Annotated in this window: 3 protein-coding genes; 1 reads left to right on the forward strand and 2 read right to left on the reverse strand. The window is 37.8% G+C overall.

Features of this window, described 5'->3' with window-relative positions; genetic code table 11:
- Window positions 1–200: 200 nt before the first annotated feature.
- Together ACGHCK_RS11345 and ACGHCK_RS11350 are read right to left on the reverse strand one after the other, a co-directional pair.
- Window positions 201–557 carry a YlbG family protein gene (locus ACGHCK_RS11345; protein WP_251424016.1) on the reverse strand — a complete coding sequence of 119 codons (357 nt, stop codon included), beginning with the start codon at window positions 555–557 and terminating at the stop codon, window positions 201–203.
- Window positions 541–915 (reverse strand): YlbF family regulator, encoded by a 375-nt coding sequence (locus ACGHCK_RS11350; RefSeq protein ID WP_202230438.1) that lies wholly within the window; start codon window positions 913–915, stop codon window positions 541–543. Before ACGHCK_RS11350 ends, ACGHCK_RS11345 begins: the two co-directional genes overlap by 17 nt.
- Window positions 916–1,454: 539 nt before the next feature.
- On the opposite strand from ACGHCK_RS11350, the gene ACGHCK_RS11355 reads away from it, so the two are divergent.
- On the forward strand, window positions 1,455–2,819 hold the full coding sequence (locus ACGHCK_RS11355; RefSeq protein WP_202230439.1) for an amino acid permease: 1,365 nt from the start codon (window positions 1,455–1,457) through the stop codon (window positions 2,817–2,819).
- Window positions 2,820–3,016: the final 197 nt, after the last annotated feature.

Consider the following 3,016-nt stretch of genomic DNA (forward strand, 5'->3'; position numbering starts at 1 on the left):
ACTTGTAATTTGAATTCAAGGCTATATTTCTTGAATTTACTTCCTTTTTTAGCCATGCAAAAAGAACCTCCTAAAATAGATTGTACTGTAAGTTTTTTACAGTGTCTATTTTACTTGGTTCTTTTCAATAAAAGGCAGTTTTTTTCGATATTCTTTCACAACCTGCTCTATCGTTTTTATCTAGAATTTCTATAGAAATATCATAGTTTAGCTAAAGCAGCATCAAGCTGACTTTTAATTTCTTCATTTGTTTCAGCAAAAGCTTCTGAAAAGTTTGTATTGATTTCCTTAAGATGGCTCTGTCGTATCTTTTTCACAAATTTGAGTTCATTGAGCTTCTTGATCGTCTCTGGCACATCTTCCTCATTCACATAAAGAAGGCTGTAGTGTGCCTTGCGGCTCGTATAGCCAAGGTCCCCGTAGCGGTTCAACTGCCTATTGCCTTTGTAAGAATTACAATAGACAAAAAGGGCACTTCTATTCTGTTTATCCAGTGGGCGAACTGCTGTACTTTCTGATTTATTTTCTTCTGTTTCTTGATTAATGATGTCGTTCATGGCGACTCCCTCCTTTCAAGGGCAAATTTTCATCTACAAAAATATGTTCTGAGATTGATGAAGCAATGTCTTTCGTTAAATCGGATAAAAGTTCCTGCAAGTCATTTTCAGCAACGCGCAGATTATAAACCTTCTCGTTGAATAAAATTTCCTTTCTTAACTCTAGCAACTCTGGACGAAAAGCTACGTACTCTTGATTTTCTGTGAGAATCCGTAACTTATCCTGCACGTCCTTGTCTGCTTCAAACTCAGCTTTCAAGGTACGGTAAACAGCAACTTGTGGCAAATCTAAAAAGGCTTTGACCAGAGTATCGATTGAGTCCTCAATCTCGAACAATTGTTCATTTATGATTAACATATTTTTATTATACCAGAGTCTGCAACAAAAGTTGAAAGAGACTGATTCAGTAAAAATGCAAAAAATGAAAATGCTCAACCGAAGTATTCTTATACATAGGGTTAAGCTTTTTTCATTGGGGATTTTTCCCAAAAATCTGTAGAGATAAAAGCTTGGGGTTGAACTATTTAGCGCTCTTTTTCAGCAGTCTCATGTCAAGATGGATTGCATTTGTTTTGTATAATTATTCACATTGCCTTTCACTAAGCCTCACTTATTCCTATTAAGATATTTGGTGTAAAACTGTCTAAATATGCTCCGAGCAATTTTCTAAATCCTTTGCCGAAAATTTAAAAGACAAAAATCCTTCAAGGTAAAAGTAGCGATAAATGCACATAAGAAAGCGATAACATTGTCGATAAAAGCAGAATGTACCTGAAAAGAAACTTTTTAAGCCCTTCATCAAAATATCTTCTCATTCATCTTGCCAATTTTATCCAAAAGCGATATAATTACTTTATAATGTTTATAATTGTGCATAAAATTACAGAAAGGTTTTTATGAATAATGAAAACAATCAGACTCAAAGAGGTCTGAAAAATCGTCACATCCAGCTTATCGCAATTGCTGGAACTATCGGAACAGGTCTCTTCTTAGGAGCAGGACAGTCTATCAGCATGACTGGACCATCAATTCTACTGATTTATATCATCATCGGAGCACTGATGTTTATCTTACTCCGAGCAATTGGTGAGATGCTCTACATGGACCCAGAGCAACACTCTTTTCTTAACTTTGTCAGCCGCTATCTTGGAAACAAGGCCGGTTATTTTATTCAATGGTCCTATTGGCTTGTCGTTATTTTCATGGCAATGGCCGAATTAACTGCCGTTGGCGTCTATATCCAATTCTGGCTACCGAGTGTCCCCGTGTGGCTCACCGAAACAGTTATCCTCCTAGCCTTAACTGCACTCAATACGCTTAACGCTAGATTCTTTGGTGAAACAGAGTTTTGGTTTGGAATGATAAAAATTATAGCCATTGTCGGTCTGATTGTTACCGCTATCGTGATGGCTTTTACAGGTTTTCAAGCTGATGGAACAACGGTCAGTCTAAGTAATGTCGTCAAAGACTTCTCCTTCTTCCCAAATGGAGTTGCTAACTTTATCGGAAGCTTCCAAATGGTTATGTTTGCCTTTGTAGCCATGGAATTTATCGGCATGACTGCAGCAGAGACTTTGGACCCTCGTCCAACTCTTAAAAAGGCTATCAATCAGATTCCCATTCGTATCTTGATTTTCTATATTGGAGCACTGACTGCCATCATGTCTATTTACCATTGGACAGACATTCCTGCAGATCAGTCCCCATTTGTCATGGTTTTTGACCTCATCGGTTTCAAGTGGGCAGCTGCACTTATTAACTTTGTCGTTTTAACTTCAGCGGCTTCAGCGCTTAACTCTGCTCTCTTTTCAACAACACGTAATCTGTTCTCCCTTTCAAAATTACATGGAGACAAAGCCCTGCGACCTTTCACGAAACTTTCTAAAAACGGTATCCCAACCAATGCGCTCTTCTTCACTGCAGCCTTGATTTTCTTAGCACCGTTTATCTCACTTATTCCAGGTGTTTCTAACGGTTTCGTCTTTATTACAAGTGTCGCAACCAATCTCTTCTTGATTGTTTACATCATGACACTCATCGCTTATACAAAGTACAGAAAATCAGATGAATATATGGAAGATGGTTTCAAAGTTCCGGTGCCTAATGTCTTGATTCCCGTTACTATCGTTGCTTTTGCTTTAATCTTCATCTCTCTCTTCTTCTTCAAAGATACACGCATACCGGCTATTGGCTCAGCAATTTGGATTCTTGTCTTTGGTATTGTTTCTTACTTCCGCAAGGAAAAAAGGGCTGAACTATAGAACAAGTCTATGTTTTCAGAGACTGTTGAAAGTTTCTGATTTATCCAAAGTCTATAAAAAAATGGAACTGCGGCTCTGTCAACTCTGCGGTGGTACTCGCTAAAAAATGAGTTACAGCAGTGTGTGAAAAGTTGTCTTAGGACAGCTTTTTTAGTTGCGTTTGACAAGGATTTGTTGGAGCAAAATCCGTTTTCTAA

The sequence above is a fragment of the Lactococcus muris genome, from assembly GCF_042849115.1.
GTDB lineage: Bacteria > Bacillota > Bacilli > Lactobacillales > Streptococcaceae > Lactococcus > Lactococcus muris.